This is a genomic window from Streptomyces boetiae, from assembly GCF_031845405.1.
Lineage (GTDB): Bacteria > Actinomycetota > Actinomycetes > Streptomycetales > Streptomycetaceae > Streptomyces > Streptomyces boetiae.
On sequence record NZ_JAVREN010000014.1, the window covers coordinates 94,563 to 117,907 of the forward strand.

Here is a 23,345-nt window from a genome sequence, read left to right on the forward strand (position 1 = left end):
CACCCGCCATGGCCGCGCGGCGACAACCGTGCCGTGCTGGAGGAGTACTTCGGGAAGGATCTCACCGAAATCGGCTTCACACCTCCGGGAATGCGGCCCCTTCCGAAGCCGCCGGCCACTGGCCGCCTTGAGGGACCGACCGCGCCGTCGACGGCAACCCCGAGCGGAGAAGGTGATCCTACGAAACGACGCAATGCCCTCGCCCTGATCGGTGGGACGGCCATGACGCCGTTGTTCTCACCGGAGTCCGCGCGAGCGGAGAGCGTGCACGCGTACACGCGGCACGTGTCGATCAGCGCGCTGGCCCCCCGGGACATCGAAGCGCTGGAGATCGAGGTGCACCGCCTCGGCTCCGCCTACTCCGCCTGGACCCCGGAAGAGCTATGGCCAGTGGCCGCCACGCTGCGGCACCAGGCCGCCGTCATGCTCGCCGCCCGCCACACCCTGCGCCAGGGCCGCGAGCTGTTCCGCCACGCCGGAATGCTCTCCGTCCTCCTGGCCTGGGTCGCCCATGACCTGGGCCGGCGGGATCTGGTCGCCGCCCTCTGCGATGACGCCTGGCACCACGGACAGGAGGCTGACGCGCCGGAGGTGTGTGCCTGGGCGGACGATGCCGCGTGCACCGATGCTCTTTACGCCGACCAGCCCCTGGTCGCCCTTTCGGCGGCCACGCGCGGCCTGGCCATCGCCCCCCGGAACAGCAACGCGGCCATCCGCCTCTCGGCACAGCTCGCTCGCGTTCGCGCCCGCATCGGCGATCGCGACGGCTTCGCCGAGGCGGCTGTCCGGGCCGATGGCTACCGCGAACGCGTCCCCCTGCATGGCACTGGACTCTTCGCGGTGGACGCTGTCCGTTTCTCCTCCTTCGACGCCTCCTCCTCCATCTGGCTCGGCGACTACCGACGCGCCTCTCGATCAGCGCAGGAAGCCATCGGCCACTACCGCGGCACTGCCGGTCCCGGGCTGGCCCCAACGCGCCTGGCCATCGCTCAGCTCGACCTCGCTCTGGCTCAGGCAGGGCTCGGCGAGCCCGACGAAGCCATGGGCACCGCCCGGCGCGCCCTGTCCGATGTCCGCTTGGTCCAGGCCGTCCGCGACCGCGCCGACCAGCTCCGTGGCGGCCTTCTGCGCCGGTACCCGACCTCCGCCCATGTCACGGCCTTCGGCGAGGAACTCCGCGGCATTACCGCATGACTTTCCTGCCACCGCGACAAGAGCAACGGCCGCGGTCCACCGCGGACATGCCGACCGCGCGACTCCGTGCCCCTGCCGCCCTCGGGCACTGGCCGCAGCCCGGGCAAGCCGCATACACCGATGTCCATAGACAAAATTGCCCAGTACAGAGCCATTTTGATACACGAAGAGCTTCGTTGCCTTGACCCGGCCCACCCGCTCGGAGAACGTCGCACCGCAAGACCCCGCAACCGACTTGGAACGGGAGGGCACCATGGCCCTAGAGTTCGTGGGAATCGACCCTGAGACCACCGGAGGCGGCTCGCCGACCGTGTGGGTGGACGAGGAGACCGCCGACCTCGTCCTCCAGGGCGAGGAAGCCGACAAGCTGCTCAAGGCCCAGGTGGGCGAGACGGAGTGGGTCGCCGGACACGACACGGGAATTCCGGCGCACGAGACCGTGATCCGCGTCCCGGCCCGCATGGCGCCGATTCTGAGGGAGGCGTGTGATGTCGCAGAACGGCGTGCCGGACTTCGCTGAGCTGCTGCGGTGCGCCCAGCGCACCGCCGTCCACCTGGAGATGCGCGACGTCTACAGCGTCGGCGACGAGAAGGACAGCTTCGAGGAGTTCCTTCGGACCGGCCGGACCGACCTCGACCCCGATTCGCCGTTCTGGCAGGGCTGGACCCCGCTGGTGCGCGAGACGGTCGCCAGGGGCGTCCAGATGCGCCGGGCCCGGATCGTGTCCGAGCCGGTGACCGATTACATCCGGTGGGAGCACGCCCTGACCGCGGTCAACGTCGCCGTTGGTGAGCAGGTCCGCTGGCTCCCGCGTCGTCTCGCCTCCGACATCGCCCTTCCCGGAAACGACCTGTGGCTGATCGACGACCGGCGGGTGATGTTCCACTGGTTCACCGGGGACGGCGACTGGGCAGGACATGAGTTCAACGAGGACCCCGACGTGGTGAAGATGGTCGTCGCCGCGTTCGAGGCTGTGTGGGAACGCGGCATCGACCACGAGAAGTTCACCGTCTGATCCCGCGCACGACCCCATGCCCGCCTCCCCCTCGTCCAGCGCCCAGGCGGCGCGTGAAGCCCTCGCGAAGCGCCTGCAGCACCTTCGCCAGGACGCCGGCCTCACCGGGAAGGAGCTCTCCTCCCGGTGCGGCTGGCACCCGGCGAAGACGACCCGCATCCAAAAGGGCGAGGCCGCACCCTCCGACGCGGACATCAGGGCCTGGTGCGCGGCCTGTGGAGCGGAGGACCAGACAGAGGATCTGATCGCCACGGCGCGGGCGGTCGACTCCATGTATGTGGAGTGGCGGCGCATCCACAAGAACGGCATGCGCAAGGTCCAAGAGGACTTCTACACCCTCCACGAGCAAGCGGCTGTGTGCCGCGTGTACTGCTCCAACGCCGTTCCCGGGTTCTTCCAGACCACCGACTTCGCCACCGCCCTCATGCAGTCGATCACCGACTTCCAGGGAACTCCCAACGACGTCGCCGAGGCCGTCGCCGCCCGCCTCGCCCGTAGTCGGTTCCTGTACGAGGGAGGCCACCGCTTCGTCGTGCTGTTGGAGGAGTGGGTTCTGCGCTCGCGGATCGGCGACCGGGAGACGATGGCGAACCAGCTCCGGCACCTGCTTGACGTCCTGCCACTGCCCTCGGTCTCGCTCGGTGTCATCCCCTTCACTGCCCAGCGCGTCATCTGGCCCCTGGAGGCGTTTTACGTCTTCGACGACGCCCATGCCGTGGTGGAGACCCTGACCGCCGAGATCAACATCAGGCAGCCGCGCGAGATTGCCGACTACCGCAAGGCGTTCGCCGCACTCGCGAAGATGGCCGTCTACGGCGCCCGCGCTCGTGCCCTCATCAACGCGGCGATCACCGTCCTCAGATGACGTTCCGCAATTACCCGCAATTTCGTTGAGCCCGATCTCGCTGCCTGCGTACGGTCGTTGACGCCTCCGCAGAGCCAGTCTGCCTCGGCCGACGGCCCGGCTTGTGGAGGGCTGACCGGCCGTCGACTCACTCACCCGTGACGTGGCGCTCCTCACCCACGTCCCAGAGGCCCTGCGTACCTCCCCGTAACCCACAGGCTCCGGCCGACGACCAAAGGGCAGCACCGGCCGGGAACGGCGCAGGGCGACTTCCCCCGAGGTACCCCGGCGCCATGCACAGCACAGCTCCATCAGACGAGCCCGGCCGGACGCGGCCGGGAGAACCGAAGAGGAAGGAGCACGAGGTGGCAGAGACCACGACACCGCCGCCGGCCCCGAGTGGCCTCCTGGTGGCGGTGGAGGAACTGACCGCCGTCCACGACCGGTACGACAGCCTCCGGTCCGACAACGCCGGGAGTTCCGGCGATGCCCCCTGGCCGGGCGGTGACGGCAACCTGACCGACATCGAGTAGCACCAGGCGGCGGGGGTCCGCGCGGTCCGCCGTGCGGGCCCCCCGCCGCAGCTGCGTCACGTGATTCAACTCATGAGGAGCAGTCATGGAGCACCAGTTGATCAACGCCATCGAGACGGCGCTCGGGTGGAACGGAGTGGACGAGCTCGGCAAGGGCTTCGTGCGCGGGAGCATCGACGACCCGGCCCTCGTCTCCCGCATCCTGACCCCGAACCGCTTGCTCGACATCGCCATGCGCCGGAGCTTGAACCGCCCGCAGTTCCGGTGCTTCCAGAAGGGCGAGGAAGTCCACCCGGCCATCTACTACACCGACACCGTCAGCCCCCGGGGCCAGAGCATCCCCATGGTCAACATGCGCAGCCTCGGCCGGCTGCTGGGGGAAGGCGCGACGCTCATCCTCGACCAGGTCAACGTCTTCGACCCGACGATGGAAGTCGCCTGCCGGGCATTGCAGTGGTGGTCACACGAGCGGGTGCAGGTCAACGCATATCTGACGACGAACGACGCCGCGGGCTTCCCGTTGCACTGGGATGACCACGACGTCGTGATCATCCAGCTCGCTGGCGAGAAGGAGTGGGAGGTACGCGGAACCTCCCGTGAAGTCCCCATGTACCGCGATTCCGACCCCAACAACACTCCGACTGAGGAGATCGTCTGGGTCGGGGTCATGAAGACCGGCGACGTGATGCACATTCCCCGGGGGCACTGGCACCAGGCGACCCGCAACGGCCACGGATCGGGGAAGAGCCTGCACGTCACGTTCGGGATCACCAAGCGCACGGGAGCGAGCTGGCTCGCATGGCTGGGCGACTGGTGCCGAGAGCACGAGATCTTCCGGCGCGACCTGGATCGCGTGCACGGGAGCGGCACTCAGGCCCTGACCGAGGCAGCCGTCCGGCTGATCGGCGAGCGCGCCCCGTCCGACTTCCTTGCCGCGTACGAGCAGGCGACGGCGCTCCCCCGGCACGTCCCGTTCCTCGACATCCTGGGGCCGCTCGACGCCGTGGCGTGCACCACCCACTTCCCGCCCCAAATCCGCGAGAACGGCGAGACCGTCGATGTCGTGGCCTCGGGGAAGAAGATCACCCTCACGGCCAAGGCCGTGCCCGCGCTTCGTCTGCTGCTGAGCGGCAAGCCGGTCCCTCTGGACCAGGCGGCGACCGTCGTCGGGGCTGAAGTCGCGGAGGTGGCCGAGATCCTCGTGAAGGAGGAGATGTGCGCGACTCTGACCCCCGAGTTGTCCTCGGGCTACACCGGTCTCGTCACGAACGCCGTCTCCTGACCGGAGCACTGGACCTCGGCGTCACGGCAATCGACACCAGCGCCAACTACCTCGGCTTCCGCTCTCATGAGGTCCTTGCACAGATCGCGAGCGATCTGCTGCCGAAGTTCACGCTCTCCACGAAGGTGGGCTACTTCCCGAGGGCGGACCGGGCCGAACACTCCCTGGACCCCACTCGGCTGCACAGGGCCGTGGAACAGGCGGCCCGGGACCTCGGACGAGAGCCGGACGTGGTGTTCCTGCACAAGCTGGAACACTCGCTCCAAGAAGCCGCCCCTCACAACCGGGATGTTCTGGCCTTGGCGTGCGCCGCCCTCGCCGACGCCGCGACACAGGGAATGTGCGGGGCCTGGGGCATCGCCTCCTGGGACCCGTCACCCCTTCCGGAGCTGATCGACGCGACCACGCCGAAACCGTCCGCCCTCATGGTCCGTGCCGGCCTGCTGGTCGGCATCAGAACACTCGACGCCGCAGATGCTCTCGCTTTGGCGTTGGGCATGAGCGGCAGGGTGTGGGGCATGAGCCCCTTCGGAGGCAGCACGGGCACCCCAGTGTGGGACCGGATCGACCCCCGCGTCTTCCTCCGAGGCGGCGCCGGGCTCTCCCGCGTACAGGCGGCCTTCAGGGCCGCCTACCGCCTCCCCCAAGTCGACATCATCGCCGTGGGCACCGACGAACCCGCCCATCTGAGCGAACTGATCGGTGCTCTGGCTGGCGAGGTCGACGAGCAGGCGATCCGCCAATACCGGAGCCTCCTCCGAGGCCGGTCGCCCGGTCAGCCCGTCTGAAGCTCCGCGACGATCTGTTCGGCCATGCGGCGTGCGGGCTCCAGTCGAGGGTCCTCCGGGTGCGCATCCGGCCCGAGGATCTTCGAGCACACGAACAGAGTCATCAGCTTGCCGTCCCGGCTCTCGAAGTCACGGCGCCGCTCTTGCCGTACGCGATCGGCCAGAGCTGGGACGGCAAGCGAGCTTCCCCACAGCGAAGCGGAGTCCAGCCCGCGCGGCGCGTTCCCCCAGTCCTCCCAGTCGAACAAGCAGAACGTCGGCGCGGTCATGTTGGCCCAGTTCAGATCCGCGTGGGCCGGCACCCACCGCTCAACGGTCGTGTCGAAGTCACCAGCGAACGCGTCACGGATGGACTCGGTGACGAGGGCCTGCGTGATTGTGAGGGTGTCCGGGGTGGCGACGCGCCTCGTGTCCTGAGCCGCGAGCGCGTCCAGCGAGGTGTTGAACGCCTTCCACCACTCATCTGGCAGCTTCGGGTCCTCGCTCAGCACGGCAGTGCCGATCGGCGTCCCCGACAGAAGCTCAGTCTCGTCGGCCCGCCACATCACCGGCTCGCTCGCGTCCCGCCAAACCACACACCCCTGCCACGCAGGCTGAGCAATGCCCTTCAGTCGAGCAGCGCACTCGGTGCCGTTCCAGCCCTGGACGCCGATCTTGTCGAGCCCACGCCGCTCGATACGCACCCACGTATCACGGTCCGTCTGCGCCCCGACCGAGCGGCGCTTCCGTACTACTGTGTCCCGGTCCAGGCGTGTCTGAAGCGACTGCTCCACGCGATCAAGAATCCCGTCAACGGGCTCAACCCGCAGGTCGACGGCACGAGCCGTAGATACCGAGAGCGTCATAGGTGGGACCGTAGCAGCGAACCGGCCCGGGCAGGCTCATGCGAGCCTCTCTAGCTCATCTCGCGCGACTCAGAGACTGCAGCCCTCCCCCAACGGTAGGGTCAGACATCTGGCGCAACCAGGGGAAAGGCCCAAGGTGGAGAGCGTCGGCGTGAGTGAGAGGATGCACGTGGGCAAGTCGCTTCTGGAGCAGCTGCCGGGCATTGTCGCTGCGGGCAAGCGGCAGGCCGCTCAGATCTTGGAGCAGCTGGAGGGACGGAACCGGGTCACCCTGCAGACACGCGAACTGGTTATCCCGTCCAAGGACACTGCGAATTTTGACCTGTTCCGCCAGGCGCAGCAGACCGAGGCCGGGGGTGACATCACCTCAAGCGGTGAACGACTGAACCGCCTCATCTACGGCGATAACTTGTTGGCGATGGCCGCTCTCTTGGCTGGTGATGAAGAGACTCCGAGTTTTCGGGGCAAGGTCGACCTCATCTACATTGATCCGCCGTTTGACTCCAAGGCGGACTATCGCACGAGCATTACACTTCCGGGCACGAAGATAGACCAGAAGCCGACCGTTCTTGAGCAGTTCGCCTACTCGGATACCTGGTCCGACGGAACAGCCTCCTACCTAGCGATGATCACGCCACGCCTCGTTCTCATGCGTGAATTGCTCGCCGAAACCGGCTCAATCTTTGTTCACCTTGATTGGCACGTTGGCCACTACGTGAAGATCGTCCTCGACGAGATCTTCGGTCGGGAAAACTTCACTAACGACATCGTTTGGTGGTATTACAACAAGATGCAGGGGAACATTAAGAGGTTCCCCAGCAATCACGACATGATCATGTTTTATCGCAAGAGCTCCGAATTCACATTCAATCCCCAGAAGGAGCAACGCGATAAACCGGTCCGCCAGATTAAGCGAATTTGGTCGAGCGAGAAGAAGGCCATCGTCAACGCGAAGGATGAGAACGGGAAAGTCATCTATATCGATTCGACTCATCGGACAGTCGACGATGTCTGGCGTCTCTCCATGCTTCAGCCTGCGGACAGAACTGAAAATCTGCGCTTCAATACGCAGAAGCCCGAGACGCTTCTTGAGCGGATCATCTCCGCTACTACAGATGAGGGTGCACTGGTTGCGGATTTCTTCATCGGCTCAGGCACAACTGCGGCCGTGGCCGAACGTCTGGGCAGGCGTTGGATTGCGTCTGATCTCGGAAAGCCCGCTGCGATGATCACCCGCAAGCGTCTCATCGACCAGGACGCCAATCCATTCCTTTACCAAGCCATTGGTGACTACCAGGTGGAGCAGGCCCGTTCGACGCTCGGCCGTTCGTTTCGAGTCGGTGACCTTGCCAAGGTAGTGCTCGACCTGTTCGGTGCGCTGCCACTACCCCCTGAGGACAATGTCAACGGAAGTCTCGGCCGCCTGCCGAATTCGCGCACCTTGGTATTCGCCGATAGCCCATCTAAGCTCACCACGATTTCCACGCTCCGTCGTGCTCAAGGTTACCGCGACAGCAAGCTTGGAGGATTCGACAAAGTTACAGTGCTCGGCTGGAACTTCTCAGCCGGCATCGGACAGGACATCGCAAGCCTTCAGGACCCAAAACTCGAAGTCCTGGTAATTCCGCCGGATCTGCTCGACCGCCTCAAGAAAAAGGGCCTCGACAAGCTGGCCGGCGAAGTCCGCTTCTCAAGTCTCCAATATCTTGAGGCCGCAGTCACCTCTCGCAAAAATGTCGCCGATGGTGAGGAGTTGGCGGTCGATCTCCGGAACTACATCCTGCTTTCACCAGAGGCAATCAACCTAGACGAGAAGAACCGGTCGGCTCTGCAGAAGGTCATGAACGATGAGCCGCTGACGCTAATCGAGTACTGGGCAGTCGATCCCGACTATGACGGTGAGGTTTTCCGCTCTGTTTGGCAGGACTATCGGGGCAACACCGAGAACGAGAGCGACCCGCTGCGTGTCGTCACGACGGCCTGGCTCCAGTTGCCGAGGAAAGAAGTTCCGCGGCGCGTCTGCGTACGCGCAGTGGACGTCTTCGGCTTCGAATCCGAGGTCGTTGTCGATGGAGTTGAGGTTGACCGATGACTCAGAATCGTGATCTCTTTCCGCTCGCGACCGGAATTTCGAAGCTGGTCAACCACCAGATCCCTGACTTGGTGGCGGGCCATGGTCCCGACCTTCTGGATCAGGTCACGCCAACAACGTCAGAACTGTTGAAGTTCTGGTTTCAGCAGGATCACTGCGACACGCGAGCCCTTAACTTTCATGAGGGGCAGCGTGCCGCGATTCTGCACATCATCTACGCCCATGAAGTCGTCGGAGCGAAGAACCTGCGTGAGCTGTACGAGGCTGTCGCAGGAGAGGCCATGCTCGACGGTGGCGTGCTCGGCGAGGTTACCCGGGACCGCCACGCCCATCCGAAGTACGCCGCCAAAATGGCAACCGGAACTGGTAAAACATGGGTGCTGAACGCACTGCTCGTTTGGCAGTACCTCAACAAGCTTGCTAATCCGAAAGACGAACGTTTCACCAGCAACTTCCTGCTCGTGGCTCCGGGGCTGATCGTCTACGATCGGCTCCTGGATTCGTTCCAAGGCAAGATGGTCAACGGGGATCGCGACTTCACGACAAGCGATATCTACCAGCAACGCGATCTCTTCATCCCAGAGAACTATCGCACGCCTGTATTTGGCTTCCTTCAGTCTTCTATCGTGACCAAGGGCGAGATCGGGCAGAAGGTCACAGGCTCCGGCTTGGTTGCTATTACCAACTGGCATCTGCTGGCCGGGGAGGAAGATCCGGACTTCATCGATGAGGACGACATTGACGCACCGGGTCGTGAAATTGACGCCAAGGCGGCTGTAGAGAGCCTCTTTCCGCTAACACCGGGAACGGCAGCCGGAAACGCCCTGAACGTCCTTGATCGCCGCTTCCTGCGTGGCGGACCGCTCGGGGCGCTTACGGATGTGCCCGACCTGATGGTCTTTAACGACGAGGCCCACCACATCCACGAAGTCCGTAGGGCCGAAGAGGTCACGGATGTGGAGTGGCAGAAGAGCCTCATGGAGATCGCCTCGACCAAGGGATCACGCTTCATCCAGGTCGACTTCTCGGCAACCCCGTACAATGAAGTGGGATCTGGCAGAAAGAAGAGCCGCCAGTACTTTCCACACATCGTGGTCGACTTTGACCTTACCTCTGCCATGCGCGCCGGCTTGGTTAAGGCGCTGGCGTTGGACAAGCGCAAGGACGTGGCGGCCTTGCCTCTGGACTTCAAAGCAGAACGCGACGAGCAAAAGCGCGTGACTGGCCTGTCGGAAGGGCAGCGTGTCATGCTGCGGGCCGGTTTGAAGAAGCTGCAGATACTGGAGACCCAATTCGTTGACGCCGACCCTGAAAAGCACCCAAAGCTCTTGGTGGTCTGCGAAGACACCACAGTAACACCACACGTTGTGGAGTTCCTGCAGAGCATTGGGCTCTCTGGAGACGATATCCTCCGCGTCGATTCCGGCCGCAAGTCGGAATTGGGCACCAAGAATTGGGAACCGATCCGCGAGCGCCTCTTTGATGTCGACCGGCATAAGCAACCGAAGGTCATCGTCTCGGTGCTGATGCTCCGCGAGGGATTCGACGTAAACAACATCTGCGTCGTGGTGCCATTGCGTTCCTCGGAAGCCTCAATTCTGCTTGAGCAGACCATCGGACGCGGTCTACGGCTCATGTGGCGAGGCAATGACACCATTGACGAACTCAAGCGGGAAACTCGCGAGCGCATTGCTCGTCGCGAGGAGCCAACCAACTACTTCGATGTACTATTCATCGTCGAGCACCCGGCGTTTTCGCGGTTCTACGAGGAGCTGCTCGGTGGTGACCTCGTCGGTGAGGTTGGCGACGAGGCGGACTCAACAGACGCCACTGGTGATCTAGAGAACGTCGACCTGCGGGCGGGCTACCAAGCGTACGACTTCGAGATTCCTGTCATTGTCAGGGACGCCGATGAGGAGCTGAGGCAGCCGAGCGTCGACCCGATGACGCTCCCTGTCAGCAAGTACCAGGTCGACTGGCTGATTCGACAGATCGGACAGGGTGACCGGTTTGTTTCGCACGACGCCCAGACCGGCACTCAGTACGGCGATTATCGCGTTGATGGCGGGATCCTCACGGCCACTGGTTACAACGACTATCTCTCGCGTATGACGACCCGCATTTCTGAGGCTCTCGGCCGCAACCTCACCAGCAGCGCGGGCAAGTACAAGGAGATTAGCCAGTACCCGATGATGCAGGCGTACAAACCACTCCTGACCGGTTGGCTGGACGTCTACATTCGTCGGCGGATGTTCAAGCAGGACTTCAACCCTCTTGAGGGTGAGAACTGGCGCGTGCTACTGCTCGACGACGTCGCGCACGAGATCGCTGGAGTGTTTGCCACCAAACTAACTGAACTTCAGGAAATCCAGTCGGTTTCCGAGGCAATCGTGCAGCACCGACTCTTGTCGGAAGTAAAGACCATCCCGGTCCGCTCCAGCTCAAGCGTCGACGTCAGGAAGTGCATTTATCCGAAGCTCCCGGTTCCTTCGAAGAGCGGCGGCTTGGAACGGCTGTTTATCGAGTGGGCTGATCAGGACTCCCATGTGGAAGCACTGTTGAAGGTTCACGAATACCGACATGACTTCCTGCGTCGTCCGTACCTCAAGGCGGACGGCATGCCTGCCCAGTACTCGCCGGACTTCCTTGTGCGCACGGACACCGACGTCTACATCGTTGAAACCAAGGCGCAGTCGGCACTGAGCGATGAGAACGTCAAGCGCAAGCAGCGGGCTGCCCTAGCCTGGTGCGAACAGCTCAACCAGCTACCGGATCACCTCCGCGGGAACCTCCAATGGAACTACGTCCTACTCGGCGAAACCATCGTGCGTGAATGGAAGGCGAAGAACGTTCGGGCCAGCGAGCTTCTTGACTACGCGCGTCTGCGGCGTACAGATCAGTCGGCACAGGAGAGGATGTTCTGACAAGGCTCTCTGCATGCCGACCAACCTGGTTGTCTGGTGATCATGCCAGGGTCGGTGCGTAGCGACAGGGCCTCTGGTAGCTGGGTGAGCCGATCCGAGCACCGGGGCCCTGCTAGCGCTTGTGTACGCGCGCGCTTGTGCGTCCACACCGCATCTCTCCCCATGTAGCACCGACAACCCACTCCACAGGTTCAAGGGCCCATCAACGAAAAGCCAGCACGAAACCAGCACGGGAGGGGTGCAGAGGGGTGATGAGCGGTGCCCACAGGTCAGCACCAAGTCAGCACGGGCATGAAAAGGGGGCCTGCCCCCGAAGAGACAGACCCCTATGACCTGCGTATTTGCCAGATCAGTCACGCCATGCTATGTGACCCGCTACACGTTGAAGCGGAACTCCACCACGTCCCCGTCGCGCATCACGTAGTCCTTACCCTCCATGCGGGCCTTGCCCTGGGCTCGGGCCTCGGGGACGGAGCCGGTGGCGAGGAGGTCGTCGAAGGAGATGACCTCGGCCTTGATGAAGCCCTGTCGGAAGTCGGTGTGGATGACTCCGGCGGCCTCGGGGGCGGTGGCGCCCTTCTTGATGGTCCAGGCGCGGGCCTCCTTGGGGCCCGCGGTGAGGTAGGTCTGGAGGCCGAGGGTGGCGAAGCCGACGCGGGCGAGGGTGGCCAGGCCGGGCTCGTGCTGGCCCACGGTCTCCAGCAGCTCCAGGGCCTCGTCCTCGGGCAGCTCCGCGAGGTCGGCCTCCAGCTTGGCGTTGAGGAAGATGGCCTCGGCCGGGGCGACCAGGGCGCGCTGCTCCTCCTTGAACGCCTCGTCGGTCAGCTCGTCCTCGTCAACGTTGAAGACGTAGAGGAAGGGCTTGACGGTCAGCAGGTGCAGCTCGCGCAGCGGCTCGGCGCGCTCGGTGCCGTGGGCGATGCCGGCGGCGTAGAGGGTGCGGCCCTCCTCCAGGATCGCCTTGGCCTCCTCGACGGCGGCGACCATCGGCTGCTTGTCCTTCTTGATCCGGGCCTCCTTGACGAGGCGCGGGAGGACCTTCTCGATGGTCTGGAGGTCGGCGAGCATCAGCTCGGTGTCGATGGTCTCGATGTCGCTCTTGGGTGAGACCTTGCCGTCCACGTGGACGACGTTCTCGTCCTTGAAGGCGCGGATGACCTGGCAGATCGCGTCGGACTCGCGGATGTTGGCGAGGAACTTGTTGCCCAGGCCCTCGCCCTCGCTGGCGCCGCGGACGATGCCGGCGATGTCGACGAAGTCGACCGTGGCCGGGACGATCCGCTGGGAGCCGAACACCTCGGCGAGCCGGCCCAGGCGGGCGTCGGGGACGCCGACGACGCCGATGTTGGGCTCGATGGTCGCGAACGGGTAGTTGGCCGCGAGCACGTCGTTCTTGGTGAGGGCGTTGAAGAGGGTCGACTTGCCGACGTTGGGCAGGCCGACGATTCCGATCGTGAGCGACACGTGTGACTTCCCGGAGAGGGTGCGAGACGTAAGGGCCGAGGTCCCAGTCTACGGGCGGCGGGGCCGGGCCCGGCGGGGCGGGCGGACGGGACGACTGTCATATGGGCGGCTCGCGTGTCCACCCGGCGGTCCCGGCGCGCCCCGGCTTACCGTGGCGCCGTGGAACACAGTACGCACACGATTCGTCACCCTCGGCTGTCGTCCGCCGGGGTGCGCACCCGGGTGCCGCGCCCGGCCGGTCCCCCGGCCGCGCGGGCCGGGGCCAGGCGGCGGCGCAGGCTGCCCCGGCCGCGGCTGACCGGGCTCGGCTGCGGCGTCCTGGCCCTGGCCGGGATGGTGTCCTGGGCCCGGCTCTGCGAGCTGCTGGGCGGGGTGCCCGCGCTCTACGGCACGCTGTTCGTCGCCACGGCGGGGGCCACGGCCCTGTGGGTGCGGCCGGCAGACCTGATCTGCGCCCCGATCGCCGCGCCCATCGCGTTCGCCGCCGGGCTGATCACCACCGAGGGCCTGGTCGCGACCGTGACGGAGCTGGCGCTGCGGGCGCCCTGGCTGTTCGCCGGAACGCTGCTGGCCACCCTGATCGCGCTGGCGCGCAAGGCGCTGGTCCTGCTCCGGCGGCGGCTGGCGGGGGCGCGCCGGGCGGCGAACGCCGGGCGGACGGCGCGGCGGCGCCCCTCCTAGGACCCGTCGGCGGAGGCTCCCGGGGCGGCGGACGCGGCGGCGACCTTGGCCGCGGCCTCGGCGCGCAGGTCCCGGCGCAACTCCTTCGGCAGCGAGAACTGGATGTGCTCGCGCATCGGCTGAACGACCTCCACGTCCGCGAAGCCGCGGGCGGCCAGCCACTCCAGGACCTCGTCCACCAGGACCTCGGGCACCGAGGCGCCGGAGGAGAGGCCGACGGTGCCGACGCCCTCCAGCCAGGCCTCGTCGATTTCCCCGGCGTTGTCGACCAGATGGGCGGCGCGGGCGCCGGCGCCGAGGGCGACCTCCACCATGCGGGCGGAGTTGGAGGAGTTGCGCGAGCCGACGACGAGGACGAGGTCGGCGTCCGCAGCGACGCGCTTGATGGCGGTCTGGCGGTTCTGCGTGGCGTAGCAGATGTCGTCGCTGGGCGGGCTGACCAGGAGCGGGAAGCGGCCCTTGAGGGCGTCGACCGTCTCCATCGTCTCGTCCACCGAGAGCGTGGTCTGGGAGAGCCAGACGACCTTCTCCGGGTCGCGGACCTGGACGTTGGCCACGTCCTCGGGGCCGTCGACGAGGGTGATGTGGTCGGGGGCCTCGCCGCTGGTGCCGATGACCTCCTCGTGGCCCTCGTGGCCGATGAGCAGGATGTCGTAGTCGGCCTCGGCGAAGCGGACGGCCTCCTTGTGCACCTTGGTGACGAGGGGGCAGGTGGCGTCGATGGTGGCGAGCCGGCCCCGCTCGGCCTCCTGGCGGACGGCCGGGGCCACGCCGTGCGCGGAGAAGATGACGATCTCGCCCTCGGGCACCTCGGCCGTCTCCTCGACGAAGATGGCGCCCTTCCTCTCCAGGGTGGCGACGACGTACTTGTTGTGCACGATCTCGTGGCGGACGTAGATCGGGGCGCCGTACTGCTCCAGGGCGCGCTCGACGGCTATCACGGCGCGGTCCACCCCCGCGCAGTAGCCCCGGGGGGCGGCGAGCAGGACGCGGCGGCGGTCGGTCGTATCGGCCATGGGGCCATCGTAAGGGGGCGCCCGGGGGTGCACCGGCGGGCGCCGGGGTCCCGCGGGGCGGCGGCCGGGGCCCGTTGTCAGTGGGCGGCGCTAGCGTTGCGGGCATGGCGAGGCGGACGACGGCGGAGGAGCCGATCCCGGTCGGCGAGGTGTCGCGGCTGATCGGCGGGTGGATCGAGCGGCTGGGCGCGGTGTGGGTGGAGGGGCAGATCACGCAGCTCTCCCGGCGGCCGGGCTTCGGGGTGGTGTTCCTGACCCTGCGGGACCCGGCGCACGACATCTCGGTGCGGGTGACGTGCTTCCGGGGGGTGTTCGACAAGGTCGCGGACGTCATACACGAGGGCGCCCGGGTCGTGATCCTGGCCCGCCCGGAGTGGTACGCGCCGCGCGGGGAGCTGTCGTTGCGGGCGAGCGAGATCCGCGCGGTGGGGATGGGCGAGCTGCTGCTGCGGCTCGAGCGGCTGAAGCGGGAGCTGGCGGCGGAGGGCCTGTTCGCGGCGGAGCGCAAGCGGCGGCTGCCGTTCCTGCCCGGCTGCGTGGGCCTGGTGACGGGCCGGGCCTCGGCCGCCGAGCGCGACGTGCTGGAGAACGCCCGGCTGCGCTGGCCGGCGGTCCGCTTCGCGGTGCGCAACGTCGCGGTCCAGGGCGTCCACGCGGTGCCGCAGGTGATCGAGGCGGTGCGGGAGCTGGACGCCGACCCGGAGGTGGACGTCATCGTCGTGGCGCGGGGCGGGGGCAGCGTGGAGGACCTGCTGCCGTTCTCCGACGAGCGGCTGATCCGGGCGGTGGCGGACTGCGCGACGCCCGTGGTCTCCGCGATCGGGCACGAGCCGGACAGCCCGCTGCTGGACCTGGTGGCGGACCTGCGGGCCTCGACGCCGACCGACGCGGCCAAGCGGACGGTGCCGGACGTGCGGGAGGAGCTGGCGCGGACCGAGCAGTTGCGGGACCGGGCGCGGTGGGTGCTCTCCTCCCGGATCGACCGGGAGGAGCGGGGGCTCGCGGCGATGCGCAGCCGCCCCGCGCTGGCGGAGCCCCACGCGCTGGTGGACGGGCGCGCGGAGCAGCTCGCGGCGCTGACCGAGCGGTCCCGGCGCACGCTGGGGCACGCGCTGGAGCGGGCGGACGCGGACCTGCGCCACACGCATGCCCGGGTGGTGGCCCTCTCCCCCGCCGCGACGCTGCGCCGGGGGTATGCGGTGCTCCAGCGGGCTGACGGCTCCGCGGTGCGGGCACCGGGCGAGGTGGCCGAGGGCGAGCGGCTGCGGGCGCGGGTCGCGGAGGGGGCGTTCCCGGTGACGGTCGGGCCCGTCGGCCCGGATCAGCGGCGGGACGGCGGCACGGACGGGGACGGAGAAGGGGCGGCATAGGGTGACGGACATGACGGAAGCGGACGCGGCTCCGGCGCTCAGCTACGAGCAGGCCAGGGACGAGCTGATCGACGTGGTGCGGCGGCTGGAGGCGGGCGGGGCGACGCTGGAGGAGTCCCTGGCGCTGTGGGAGCGCGGGGAGGAGCTGGCGCGGATCTGCCGACGGTGGCTGGAGGGCGCGCGGGCCCGGCTCGACGCGGTCATCGCGGCCGAGGACGGCGGCGGGGAGGACGGCGGCCCCGGGGGCGGCGACGGGGCGGCGCGCGGGGCCCGGGAGGCCGAGGCGGAGGGCGGCCCCGAGGGCGACACGGAGGAGTGGGACTGAACGAGCGGGGCCCGCGCGGGAATAGCGTGACCGTGGCCGCCGTTCCCGGCGGTGACCGCTGCTGCCGCGCCCCCGAAAGGTTCCCCGGATGTCCTTCGCCCTTGACGACGCCGCCCTCGACCTGCTGTTCCGCGAGGCGCACACCGCGCGCGCCTTCACCGAGGAGCCGGTGACCGACGAGCAGGTGCGGGAGATCTACGACCTGATCAAGCTCGCCCCCACCGCGCACAACACCTCGCCCCTGCGGCTGACGGTGCTGCGCAGCCCGGCCGCCCGGGAGCGGCTGCTGCCGCACATGTCGCAGGCGAACCGGCCGCGCACGGCCGCCGCCCCGCTGACGGTGATCCTCTCGCTGGACACGGATTACCACGAGAAGCTTCCGGCCCTGCTGCCCGCGCTGCCGGACCTGAAGGACTCCGCGCTCTACGCCGAGCCCGAGAGCCGGTTCCGCCACGGCGTGCTCAACGCGGCCCTGCAGATCGGGTACTTCCTGCTGGGCGTGCGGGCCGCCGGGCTGGCCGCCGGGCCGATGGCCGGCTTCGACCCGCAGGGTGTGGACAAGGAGTTCTTCGGAGAGGGCCGCCTGCGTTCCCTCGTGGTGGTGAACCTCGGCCGGCCCGCCGAGACGGCGTACTCGCCCCGGCAGCCCCGGCTGGCGTTCGAGGAGGCCGCCCAGGTCCTCTGAGGGCGCGCGGCCCGGGCCCGGGAGCGGGGCCCGGCCTCAGCCGCCGGCCGGGGTCAGGGCCCCGGCGAAGGCGGCGAGCCCGTCGAAGGAGGCGGTGCCCATCACCACGGTGGTGGCCCCGTCCTCGCGCAGCACCAGCGCGTCGTACTTCGGCCCCTCGTACCGGGCCCAGTCCCGGCCGCCCACGGCCAGCGTCTCCCCGGTGTCCTCGGCGCCGCGCGTGACGGAGGAGACGAACTCCCCGGCCACGGCCTCCTCCCCGGCCTCCGCCTGCGTCAGCGCGGCGTACTGGTCCCCCGGGTCGAGGAACCCCAGGCGCCAGGTGGGCCCGTACTCCCCGGCCGGGTCGTACCGCACGGAGGTGGCCCGCCAGCCCCCCGGCAGCCCCTCGGGAACCAGCACCGGATAGGGTGCCGCTCGGGCCGCGGTCGCGGCTGCCACCTCGTACTCGACCGTGGGGACCTCGCCCTCGGGCTGGTCGTCGGGGTTGAGGAGGATCAGCCCGAAGACGGCGCCGCAGATCACCGCCAGGGACAGCACCATGTTCCGGACGGACTGGGCACCGCGAAGCCGCGGGCGCCCGCCGCCGGGCGTGGGGACAGCGCCGTCCGCCGGGTCGCCGGGGACCGGTTCGGCCGGATCGGCCGGTGCGTAAGTCGCGGATTCGGTGGACACCCCGCCATGGTGGCGCATGGCCGCGCGGGAACGACAGCCGCCCCCACCTTCGCTCATCCGTAGGGCGACCTGCTCATCTGAACGGCTCCCGGATACAGTCGAAGGCAACCCTCAGCGCGATTCGGCGCAGAAAGGTCGGTCACCCCCGATGCCTGATCACCACCTTCCGCCCACGCTGGACGTAGCCCCCGAAGCCCCCGACCGCAACCTCGCCCTGGAGCTGGTCCGGGTGACCGAGGCCGGCGCCATGGCCTCCGGCCGCTGGGTGGGCCGCGGCGACAAGAACGGCGCTGACGGCGCGGCCGTCCGCGCGATGCGCACCCTGATCTCCACCGTCTCGATGAACGGCGTGGTCGTCATCGGCGAGGGGGAGAAGGACGAGGCACCGATGCTCTTCAACGGCGAGCGCGTCGGGGACGGTTCGGGACCCGAGTGCGACGTGGCCGTGGACCCGGTCGACGGCACCACGCTCACCGCCAAGGGCATGGCCAACGCCGTCTCCGTCCTGGCCGTGGCCGAGCGGGGCTCGATGTTCGACCCGAGCGCCGTCTTCTACATGGACAAGCTGGCCACCGGCCCCGAGGCCGCCGAGTTCGTCGACATCGACGCGCCCCCGGCCGTCAACATCCGGCGGGTCGCCAAGGCCAAGGGCGGCTCCCCCGGCGACGTGACCGTCTGCATCCTGGACCGGCCGCGCCATGCGAACCTCGTCAAGGAGGTCAGGGAGAGCGGCGCGCGGATCAAGTTCATCCAGGACGGCGACGTGGCCGGCGCGATCATGAGCGTCCGCGAGGGCACCGGCGTGGACCTGCTGCTCGGCATCGGCGGCACCCCGGAGGGCATCATCGCGGCCTGCGCGATCAAGTGCCTGGGCGGCACGATCCAGGGCAAGCTGTGGCCGAAGGACGACACCGAGCGGCAGAAGGCGCTGGAGGCCGGGCACGACCTCGACCGCGTCCTGCACACCGACGACCTGGTGCGGGGCGAGAACGTCTTCTTCGTCGCCACCGGCATCACCGACGGCGAGCTGCTGCGCGGCGTCCGCTACCGCGCGGCCACCGCGACCACCCAGTCCCTGGTCGTGCGCTCCCGCTCCGGCACCATCCGGCAGATCGACTCCACCCACCGGCTCTCCAAGCTCCGCGCCTACAGCGCCGTGGACTTCGAGCGCGCCAAGTAAGGAGCCGCGCAACGCCCGCAGGCGGCGGGCGGCACACCCGGGCCCGCCCGGCGCCCCGTGCGCCGGGCGGGCCCGGCCGTTGTCGGTGGCACGCCCGCCGCACGGGGGCCGGGCGGGCCTCAGGCGATCCGGGGCATCCCCTCCGGGCGCCCGGCCGACTCGCGGCGGCGCCTGCGGCTGAGCACGACCCGCCGCTCGGCGGCCGTCAGGCCGCCCCAGACGCCGTACGGCTCGGGCTGGAGCAGCGCGTGCTCGCGGCACTCCAGCAGCACCGGGCAGCGGGCGCATACCGACTTCGCCGCCTGCTCCCGGGAGAGCCGGGCCGCTGTGGGCTCCTGTGAGGGGGCGAAGAAGAGCCCCGCCTCATCCCGCCGGCAGGCGGCCTCCGAGTGCCACGGCCCCGCCAGATCTTGGGGACTGCGCCGGGCGGGCGCGGCGGGTGACCACGGGGACTCGTGGGGCGGTGACGATTGCAGCACGGTCAACTCCTGACGACGGCTACGGAGGTCGCTCCTGGCTGATGGGACCGTCACCCGTCAAGGGAGGCGTCGCAGGCTCACCCTTCCCGCCATGGGGCCATACGAGTGACGGTCCCCGGAGCCCTACCCGCTGTGCGCGCGCTTATGCACGGAGCGACGACGGGAGGCCCTACGTGATCCACGACACGTTCGCCGCGTCCCGCCCGGGGAATGTCAGCCGCGGCGCAGGTCGTGAATGCGCCTGCCGGGGACGGTCCTGGCCTCGACGCCGCCCCAGATGGCCACGCCCTGCACGAGGACCACGGGGGCCCCGGGCTCGCCGGACTCCGACTCGCGGACCTCGAAGCCGCCCATGATGCCGCTGCCGCCGCTGCGCAGGCTGACGTTCTCGGGCACCTTGATCTCGATGCCGCCGCAGATCGCGGTCGCGTTGATCACCACGTACTGCTGCTCGAACACGGCCTCGGTGAGGTCGAGTTCGACGCCCCCGCAGATGGCGACCGCGTTGACCTTCGGGCCGACGCGCCAGCGGCCCTTGCGGGTCGCGCCGCTGAGGACGGCCACGACGTTCTTCGCGTCGGCCAGGTGGAGGCCGTGGCCCGCGCGAGCGGGTGCGGCGGACGCCGCGGCGGAGGGGGGCGCGGCGGAACGCTGGCCCGCCGGCAGGTCGCGGATCAGCGGCTCCAGGTCGGCCTGGGTCTTGGCCCGGTAGACCGCCTCCACGCGCTCGGCGTGCTCCTCGGCGTCCAGCCGCCCCTCCGCCAGGGCCTCGCGCAGGATGTCGGCGATCCGGTCCCGCTCGGCGTCGGAGGCCCGCACCGGCTGCCGCTTCTCCAGCGGCACGGCGGGAGGTATCCCATCGGTCACCCGCTCAGCCTAGCGAAACGCGATACATCGCGACTAGGGGGCGCGGGGGGCTTTCGGTCCGGTCGCGCCGATTTCCACGTGGGGTGACGAATATGGCACGGTAAGCCACCAACCTGAGGACCTGAGAGGGAAGGAGAGCGGCTTGCTCACCGTCGGGGATGCGTTTCCTGAGTTCGAGCTGACCGCCTGCGTCTCGCTGGAGAGCGGGCGGGAATTCTCGACGATCAGCCACAAGACCTACGAGGGGGACTGGAAGGTCTACTTCGCCTGGCCCCTGGACTTCACCTTCGTCTGCCCCACCGAGCTGACCGGCTTCGGCGAGCTGCACACGGACTTCGCCGACCGGGGCGCGCACATCGTGGGCTTCTCGCTCGACTCCGAGTTCACCCACCACGCCTGGCGCCGCAGCCACCCGGGCCTGCGCGGGCTGCCGTTCCCGATGATGGCCGACATCCGGCGCGAGCTGTGCTCCGCGCTCGGCATCCTGGGGCGGGACGGCGTGCCCATGCGGGCCGCCTTCCTGGTCGACCCGGCGGACGTGATCCGCTTCGCCATGGTCACCGACGGCTCGGTGGGCCGGAATCCGCAGGAGGTGCTGCGGGCCCTGGACGCGCTCCAGACCGGCGGGCTGTGCCCGGCCAGCTGGACCCGCGGCGAGGAGACCCTCGACCCCGACGCGCTGCTGGCGGCCGTCGAGGCATGAGGAAGCCCCCGGGCGCGTGAGAGGTGCCCGGCGGCGCGAGGCCGCCCCCCGGACCCCGGGGGCGGCCCATCCCGGGAGGCCGGCGTCAGGCGCGCGGGCCTCGGGCGGGCGTCACGCTTGCGGGCCTCAGGCGGCGGGCGGGGCCATCTCGAACCAGACCAGCTTCCCCGTGCTCAGCCGCGTCGCGCCCCACTTCCGGGCCAGCCGCTGGACCAGGTACAGGCCGCGCCCGCCCTCGTCCGCCGGGCCCGCCTGCCGCAGCCGAGGCAGCTGCGGCACGTCGTCCCCCACCTCGCAGCGCAGCACGTCGGTGCGCAGCAGCCGCACGGAGACCGGGCGTTCGGCGTAGCGGACCGCGTTGGTGACCACCTCGCTGACCAGCAGCTCGACCGAGTCCTCCAGCTCCCGCAGCTCCCAGCGCGCCAGCGACTCGCGCACCAGCTCCCTGGCCTTGCGCACCGACTCCGCGCGCGGGTCGAGCCGGCAGTAGGCGACGTTGCCCGGCGCGATGCCCTCGAAGCGGGCGGCCAGCAGGGCGATGTCGTCGTCCCGGTCGCCGGGGCCGACGATGTCCAGGATCTCGTCGCACATCGGCTCCAGCGGCCCGGCCGTCCCCGGCCGCGTCAGCTGCGAGATCGCCGTCAGCTTCTCGCGCAGGTGCTCCACCCCCGTCCACACGTCCCGGGAGCGCGACTCCACCAGGCCGTCGGTGTAGAGGACCAGCGTCGCCCCGGCCGGGGCGTCCAGCTCCACGGTCTCGAAGTCGACGCCTCCCACGCCGATCGGGGCGTTCGGCGGCAGGTCCACCAGCTCGGTGGACCCGTCCACGTGGAGCAGCACCGGCGGCGGATGCCCGGCGTTGGCCGCCACGATCCGGTGCTCGACCGGGTCGTAGACCGCGTACAGGCAGGTGGCCATCCGGTCGGTGCCCAGGCGCTGCGCCTGCTCGTCCAGGTGGTGCAGCACCTCCTGCGGCGGCAGGTCCAGGCCCGCCAGCGTCTGCACGGTCGTCCGTAGCTGGCCCATGATGGCCGCCGAGGTCGTGGAGTGGCCCATCACGTCGCCGACGACCAGCGCGACCCGGCTGCCGGGCAGCGGGATCGCGTCGTACCAGTCGCCGCCCACCCGCGCGGACTGCGCGGCCGGGAGGTAACGGCTTGCCAGGCGCACGCCCGTGGGCTGCGGCAGGTCGTCGGGCAGCATGGTCCGCTGCAGCTCGTCCGCGATCGAGGCCTCGCGGCCGTAGAGGACGGCCTTGTCCACGCCGAGCGCGGAGTGCGTCGCGAGCTGCTGGGCGACCTGGAGGTCCTCCTGCTCGAACGCGTCCCGGTCCGGGCGGCGCAGGAAGACCGCGGCGCCGATCACCCGGCGGCGGCCGCGCAGCGGCGCCAGGATGGCGCGCCGGCCGTCGGGGGTGCCCGGCGCCCCGGTCAGCTCGCGCAGCGCGGCGCGCGGGACCTGGGACTCCACGAACAACGGCCGCACCCCGCGCAGCACCTCGGCCAGCGGGCCGTTGCCCCGCACCTCCACCAGGGACTTGGCGCTGGCCAGCAGCGGCAGGACCGGGCCCGAGCCGTCCGCGCGAGGCGCGGAGACCGCGCCGGGCGCGGGGGCGCTCGCGCCGTGGGCGGGCGCGGCCAGCGGCTCCGCGAGCCCGCCGAGGGTGCCCAGGGTCAGGGCCTCGGGGATGCGGTCGGTGCGGCGCAGCTTCAGCACCCAGGGGGTGACGGGCTGCTCGTCCCCGACCGGCAGGGGGTGGCGCAGATAGACGAGGATGGCGTCGGAGAAGGCGGGAACCGTGGCCCGGCACAGGCCGAGGACGATCTCCTCCAGGTCCATGCCCCGGGCGATGCGCCGGGTCGCCGCCCCCACGAAACGCAGCCGGTCGGCGTCGCCGCCCGCGGCCTGTCCGGGGGCGGGAGGCCCCGTGGCGGGCGCCGGCCCCGGGCCTCCCGCGCCGCCGGACGCGCCGGAGCCGCCGGGCGTGCCGGGGGGCTCGGCCGACCCCGCGGCGGGGCGAACGGGCGGCTGTTCGCCCGCGGGGGCGGGCTCGGAGCGGGCGTGGGGCAGCGCTGAGCTCTCGGCGAAAGAGGGTACGTCCGCCGTGCGAGCCACGGGCTGCGATGGGGTCGGGTCCGTCACGAGGGGTAGTCCATCCAGGCGGGAACTAGCGTGCGGGGTGGGGGCGTTGTCCAGTGATGCCGGTCGTGGTGGTTGATCCTACGTAGAGGGGCCGGGGGCCTATCAAGAGGCACTGCACCGGCAGACGGCCGCGGGACGCGGAAATCGCGCGGAATTCCCGCGGAAGTGAGCGGCGACTGAGCGGTCCGGGGCGTGGACCGGCGGCGGCCGGGGGTGACGGGGGCTTCGGAGGGGGCGGAG

General features: G+C 69.2%; 22 protein-coding genes. 15 read left to right on the forward strand and 7 right to left on the reverse strand.

Translation table 11 applies throughout. The features are described from left to right. The first annotated feature begins 33 nt into the window (after positions 1-33). The 7 genes from RM780_RS12315 to RM780_RS12345 all read left to right on the forward strand — a co-directional run bounded on the left by RM780_RS12315 (position 34) and on the right by RM780_RS12345 (position 5,657). A complete protein-coding gene (locus tag RM780_RS12315) occupies positions 34-1,194 on the forward strand; it encodes a hypothetical protein (protein WP_311630690.1) in 1,161 nt (386 codons plus the stop codon). 253 nt (positions 1,195-1,447) lie between these two features. Continuing rightward, positions 1,448-1,714 carry a hypothetical protein gene (locus tag RM780_RS12320; protein ID WP_311630691.1) on the forward strand — a complete coding sequence of 89 codons (267 nt, stop codon included), beginning with the start codon at positions 1,448-1,450 and terminating at the stop codon, positions 1,712-1,714. Further along, positions 1,683-2,210 (forward strand): DUF6879 family protein, encoded by a 528-nt coding sequence (locus tag RM780_RS12325; RefSeq protein ID WP_311630692.1) that lies wholly within the window; start codon positions 1,683-1,685, stop codon positions 2,208-2,210. The genes RM780_RS12320 and RM780_RS12325 overlap by 32 nt, the downstream gene beginning before the upstream one ends. Positions 2,211-2,226: 16 nt before the next feature. Beyond that, entirely contained in the window at positions 2,227-3,075 is an 849-nt protein-coding gene (locus RM780_RS12330; protein WP_311630693.1) for a helix-turn-helix domain-containing protein, read from the forward strand. A 344-nt stretch (positions 3,076-3,419) separates the two neighbouring features. Next, positions 3,420-3,587, forward strand: coding sequence for a hypothetical protein (locus RM780_RS12335; protein ID WP_311630694.1), 168 nt, complete (start codon positions 3,420-3,422; stop codon positions 3,585-3,587). Positions 3,588-3,672: 85 nt separating this feature from the next. Next, a complete protein-coding gene (locus RM780_RS12340; protein ID WP_311630695.1) occupies positions 3,673-4,869 on the forward strand; it encodes a JmjC domain-containing protein in 1,197 nt (398 codons plus the stop codon). Next, on the forward strand, positions 4,803-5,657 hold the full coding sequence (locus RM780_RS12345; protein WP_311630696.1) for an aldo/keto reductase: 855 nt from the start codon (positions 4,803-4,805) through the stop codon (positions 5,655-5,657). The genes RM780_RS12340 and RM780_RS12345 overlap by 67 nt, the downstream gene beginning before the upstream one ends. Here the strand turns inward: RM780_RS12345 and RM780_RS12350 are convergent. After that, on the reverse strand, positions 5,645-6,502 hold the full coding sequence (locus tag RM780_RS12350; RefSeq protein ID WP_311630697.1) for a hypothetical protein: 858 nt from the start codon (positions 6,500-6,502) through the stop codon (positions 5,645-5,647). The genes RM780_RS12345 and RM780_RS12350 overlap by 13 nt on opposite strands. A 169-nt stretch (positions 6,503-6,671) precedes the next feature. On the opposite strand from RM780_RS12350, the gene RM780_RS12355 reads away from it, so the two are divergent. Next, complete coding sequence (locus RM780_RS12355) at positions 6,672-8,594, forward strand: DNA methyltransferase (RefSeq protein WP_311630698.1); 1,923 nt, start codon at positions 6,672-6,674, stop codon at positions 8,592-8,594. Further along, entirely contained in the window at positions 8,591-11,518 is a 2,928-nt protein-coding gene (locus RM780_RS12360; RefSeq protein WP_311630699.1) for a DEAD/DEAH box helicase family protein, read from the forward strand. The genes RM780_RS12355 and RM780_RS12360 overlap by 4 nt, the downstream gene beginning before the upstream one ends. Positions 11,519-11,893: 375 nt before the next feature. Here the strand turns inward: RM780_RS12360 and ychF are convergent, their stop codons facing one another. Continuing rightward, positions 11,894-12,982 carry a redox-regulated ATPase YchF gene (gene ychF, locus RM780_RS12365; protein WP_311630700.1) on the reverse strand — a complete coding sequence of 363 codons (1,089 nt, stop codon included), beginning with the start codon at positions 12,980-12,982 and terminating at the stop codon, positions 11,894-11,896. A gap of 159 nt (positions 12,983-13,141) precedes the next feature. Between ychF and RM780_RS12370 the strand changes: the two genes are divergently transcribed. Next, positions 13,142-13,663 (forward strand): DUF6542 domain-containing protein, encoded by a 522-nt coding sequence (locus tag RM780_RS12370; protein WP_311630701.1) that lies wholly within the window; start codon positions 13,142-13,144, stop codon positions 13,661-13,663. Here RM780_RS12370 and RM780_RS12375 read toward each other — a convergent pair. Continuing rightward, positions 13,660-14,679 carry a 4-hydroxy-3-methylbut-2-enyl diphosphate reductase gene (locus tag RM780_RS12375; RefSeq protein ID WP_311630702.1) on the reverse strand — a complete coding sequence of 340 codons (1,020 nt, stop codon included), beginning with the start codon at positions 14,677-14,679 and terminating at the stop codon, positions 13,660-13,662. The two genes, RM780_RS12370 and RM780_RS12375, sit on opposite strands and share 4 nt — an antisense overlap. A gap of 104 nt (positions 14,680-14,783) precedes the next feature. On the opposite strand from RM780_RS12375, the gene xseA reads away from it, so the two are divergent. The 3 genes from xseA to RM780_RS12390 all read left to right on the forward strand — a co-directional run bounded on the left by xseA (position 14,784) and on the right by RM780_RS12390 (position 17,059). Next, complete coding sequence (xseA, locus tag RM780_RS12380) at positions 14,784-16,049, forward strand: exodeoxyribonuclease VII large subunit (RefSeq protein WP_311630703.1); 1,266 nt, start codon at positions 14,784-14,786, stop codon at positions 16,047-16,049. Positions 16,050-16,059: 10 nt separating this feature from the next. After that, positions 16,060-16,374 (forward strand): exodeoxyribonuclease VII small subunit, encoded by a 315-nt coding sequence (locus tag RM780_RS12385; protein WP_311630704.1) that lies wholly within the window; start codon positions 16,060-16,062, stop codon positions 16,372-16,374. A gap of 88 nt (positions 16,375-16,462) precedes the next feature. Further along, positions 16,463-17,059, forward strand: a complete 597-nt coding sequence (locus RM780_RS12390) for a malonic semialdehyde reductase (RefSeq protein WP_311630705.1) — start codon at positions 16,463-16,465, stop codon at positions 17,057-17,059. 36 nt (positions 17,060-17,095) lie between these two features. On the opposite strand, the gene RM780_RS12395 is transcribed toward RM780_RS12390, so the two are convergent. Next, on the reverse strand, positions 17,096-17,734 hold the full coding sequence (locus RM780_RS12395; protein ID WP_311630706.1) for a DUF4245 domain-containing protein: 639 nt from the start codon (positions 17,732-17,734) through the stop codon (positions 17,096-17,098). 148 nt (positions 17,735-17,882) lie between these two features. On the opposite strand from RM780_RS12395, the gene glpX reads away from it, so the two are divergent. Then, positions 17,883-18,914, forward strand: a complete 1,032-nt coding sequence (gene glpX / locus RM780_RS12400) for a class II fructose-bisphosphatase (RefSeq protein WP_311630707.1) — start codon at positions 17,883-17,885, stop codon at positions 18,912-18,914. Positions 18,915-19,033: 119 nt separating this feature from the next. Here glpX and RM780_RS12405 read toward each other — a convergent pair whose 3' ends face one another. Further along, on the reverse strand, positions 19,034-19,390 hold the full coding sequence (locus RM780_RS12405) for a WhiB family transcriptional regulator (protein WP_311630717.1): 357 nt from the start codon (positions 19,388-19,390) through the stop codon (positions 19,034-19,036). Positions 19,391-19,606: 216 nt separating this feature from the next. Then, positions 19,607-20,260, reverse strand: coding sequence for a DUF1707 SHOCT-like domain-containing protein (locus tag RM780_RS12410; protein WP_311630708.1), 654 nt, complete (start codon positions 20,258-20,260; stop codon positions 19,607-19,609). Positions 20,261-20,402: 142 nt separating this feature from the next. Here RM780_RS12410 and RM780_RS12415 point away from each other — a divergent pair, with 142 nt between their 5' ends. Then, on the forward strand, positions 20,403-20,963 hold the full coding sequence (locus tag RM780_RS12415) for a peroxiredoxin (RefSeq protein WP_311630709.1): 561 nt from the start codon (positions 20,403-20,405) through the stop codon (positions 20,961-20,963). Between the two features lie 126 nt (positions 20,964-21,089). On the opposite strand, the gene RM780_RS12420 is transcribed toward RM780_RS12415, so the two are convergent. Beyond that, complete coding sequence (locus RM780_RS12420; RefSeq protein ID WP_311630718.1) at positions 21,090-22,802, reverse strand: ATP-binding SpoIIE family protein phosphatase; 1,713 nt, start codon at positions 22,800-22,802, stop codon at positions 21,090-21,092. Positions 22,803-23,345: the final 543 nt, after the last annotated feature.

What these genes read in the sequence shown, in the direction of transcription:
- RM780_RS12350 (WP_311630697.1), bottom strand. Translation starts at nt 6,502, where the DNA reads ATGACGCTCTCGGTATCTACGGCTCGTGCCGTCGACCTGCGGGTTGAG.
- RM780_RS12390 (WP_311630705.1), top strand. Translation starts at nt 16,463, where the DNA reads ATGTCCTTCGCCCTTGACGACGCCGCCCTCGACCTGCTGTTCCGCGAG.
- RM780_RS12340 (WP_311630695.1), top strand. Translation starts at nt 3,673, where the DNA reads ATGGAGCACCAGTTGATCAACGCCATCGAGACGGCGCTCGGGTGGAAC.
- RM780_RS12375 (WP_311630702.1), bottom strand. Translation starts at nt 14,679, where the DNA reads ATGGCCGATACGACCGACCGCCGCCGCGTCCTGCTCGCCGCCCCCCGG.
- RM780_RS12320 (WP_311630691.1), top strand. Translation starts at nt 1,448, where the DNA reads ATGGCCCTAGAGTTCGTGGGAATCGACCCTGAGACCACCGGAGGCGGC.
- RM780_RS12330 (WP_311630693.1), top strand. Translation starts at nt 2,227, where the DNA reads ATGCCCGCCTCCCCCTCGTCCAGCGCCCAGGCGGCGCGTGAAGCCCTC.
- RM780_RS12420 (WP_311630718.1), bottom strand. Translation starts at nt 22,802, where the DNA reads ATGGACCTGGAGGAGATCGTCCTCGGCCTGTGCCGGGCCACGGTTCCC.
- glpX (WP_311630707.1), top strand. Translation starts at nt 17,883, where the DNA reads ATGCCTGATCACCACCTTCCGCCCACGCTGGACGTAGCCCCCGAAGCC.
- xseA (WP_311630703.1), top strand. Translation starts at nt 14,784, where the DNA reads ATGGCGAGGCGGACGACGGCGGAGGAGCCGATCCCGGTCGGCGAGGTG.
- RM780_RS12385 (WP_311630704.1), top strand. Translation starts at nt 16,060, where the DNA reads ATGACGGAAGCGGACGCGGCTCCGGCGCTCAGCTACGAGCAGGCCAGG.
- RM780_RS12325 (WP_311630692.1), top strand. Translation starts at nt 1,683, where the DNA reads ATGTCGCAGAACGGCGTGCCGGACTTCGCTGAGCTGCTGCGGTGCGCC.
- RM780_RS12360 (WP_311630699.1), top strand. Translation starts at nt 8,591, where the DNA reads ATGACTCAGAATCGTGATCTCTTTCCGCTCGCGACCGGAATTTCGAAG.